General features: G+C 43.7%; 2 protein-coding genes. Both read left to right on the forward strand.

Going from position 1 to position 2243, the window contains the following annotated elements; all coding sequences use genetic code 11:
* Positions 1–887 precede the first annotated feature (887 nt).
* Positions 888–1577, forward strand: coding sequence for a RusA family crossover junction endodeoxyribonuclease (locus B4N58_RS06660; RefSeq protein WP_105029433.1), 690 nt, complete (start codon positions 888–890; stop codon positions 1575–1577).
* Between the two features lie 126 nt (positions 1578–1703).
* A partial coding sequence (locus B4N58_RS06665) for a DUF4917 family protein (protein WP_291747241.1) occupies positions 1704–2243 on the forward strand: 540 nt, incomplete at its 3' end.

Below are 2243 nucleotides of genomic sequence, written 5' to 3' on the forward strand. Positions count from 1 at the left end.
AGGTCGTAGGTTCAAATCCTGCCCCCGCAACCAGATCTTTATCATTAAAACCAATCACTTAGCGGTGGTTGGTTTTTTTGTTTTCTAGGCCACTAACCGCGTGTGCCCAAAATGTGCCCAACTGGTGCCCAACCCCGCTTTAGCCCGCCTTCCCTTTCATGACCTTCGGTCAAACCCAATAACGGTCAACAGGGCACATCTGTAAAAATTTCTCGAATTTTCTGGTTCACATTTTTGTGCCCAATGACCGTTTGGGAAATCAACCCAAAGGTCGTGAATTTTCGAGTTTTTGAAGCGAATTTTTGTGCGGAATTTTCGGAAATTTGTGACCTTCAGGATGGAATTTGACTATTAATAGGATGTGCCTAAGTTGTGCCCAGGTTGTGCCCATGGTTTGGCTGAGACCATTGACTGAATTGGTATCGCGGCTAGGTGACATGGCGTATTCTTGTGGTCAGTTACGCAGAAATTTAGATTTTCTGGGCACTAAGATATGATTTTTGGCAAATGTTTGGTTCATGGACGCAGATTACATGGCTGACCTTCGGGAAGCGGTGCGTCGGTTTTGAAACTAGATATGCAGTTGCAACGGCAGGTAATCGACCGGAGCGGAAATTCGGACTTACGACAGAAACGTCTGAGTTATTGGCGAAAGCGTTCTTTGGAACTTATGTGGTAGTAGATAAAGGCTCTGATTTTCCGAGTCAAATCCTTGACTCGCCATTTGATGGCGAATAACCAAGGTTTATTTTTCATCTTGTTCATGCGATGCTTTGCAAACATCTGAAATGGTTAAATTATGGAAATTATTTGCGATGTACGGATAAATGAATATCTCCGTTATTGTTCGACAAATCAAGTTATGCCATCTGTACAAAGAGCAGTAAATGAGCGATGACTTGTTGGAAGAATTAGACCGTGCTAATAGAGGAGAAGCCCCCTCACCTTTCGGTAGGGCTGAATTTGTAGTGCTAGGCTCACCAGCCTCAGTACAGTCTAAAAAGTCTGTTCGCGATACATATCTGAGCTCAATAAAAGAGCAATTCTCAAAATTACAGTACCTTCTTACGGGGGAAATAATTCTCAACGTAACATGGCTGCTTCCCGCCAAACAAAGATTTGAAACAGATGCTAAGTCAGATATTGATAACTGTATCAAGCCAATAATTGATGCCTTTACTGGTCCTGATGGTCTATTTATTGATGATTGTCAGCTCAGAGGGCTATATATCTGTTGGCGGCACATTGATTCTGGAAATGAGCGACTTGTATTTGAATTTGAGTTCCAGGGTGACCAATATTCCTTAAAGAAAGAGCTAGCATTCGTTCAACTAAATGGGGCGTTATGTACTCCTGTTAATTTGAACTGGCCTAGTGCAGCAAAAATCATGTGGGCTGCAATGCTAGCTGCAAACCAAAAAAGCAAAGATATACTTGATAGGCTTAGTGTGAGTTATCCTTCTGTTGCTGGCTTTCTCGGAGGTAATCAGCCTTTTCACAGAACAAGAGTAAATGGTTTCCCGGTTTTATCACTATGTGAGTTCGCTGGTAGAAAATTCAACATCACAAAGAAATAACAAGTCATGCCAGTCGGACAGTTTATTCCCCGGCCTTTGTGTGCCGATCGCTACGCTCGCACAAATCGCCACCCCACAAAATGCCGCTGCACTCGGCGTTATGTCTCATCTTGATCGGGGCAACGAATGAAATTAGAAACTTTTGACGATGTGCTCGAATCCATTCGGAAGAACCCACGGCGGCAGTTTCATCTGCTATTGGGAAATGGCTTTAGCGTCTCATACGACCCAAAAATTTTTTCCTATAATGCGCTTCACGAGTTCGTTAAAAATCTCAAGGATAGGGACCTTTCAAAGATTCTAGAAGTAATTGAGACTCGCAACTTCGAAGTAATAATGCAGTACTTGGATAACTTTGCCGCGCTAGTAGAGGCCTTAGGTGGCGATTCAAAACTAAAAGAACGCGTCGAGAACGCAAGTGTCAAGCTGAAAAAAAGTCTGTTGGACGCTGTGAAAGCAATGCACCCCGAGCACGTTTTCAAGGTGCCGGAAGATCAAAGCGCGGCGTGTGCTACCTTCCTCCAGCAATTTTTTAACACTAGCGGGCACATTTATTCGACCAACTACGACTTGCTTTTGTATTGGGTCCTAATGCGAAACGACATACTCAATCACGTCGATGGCTGCGGCCGAGAGCTTATGAGTCGGCCTTGCGAAATTCAGTTT

Source organism: Limnobacter sp. UBA3528 (assembly GCF_002377005.1).
GTDB lineage: Bacteria > Pseudomonadota > Gammaproteobacteria > Burkholderiales > Burkholderiaceae_B > Limnobacter.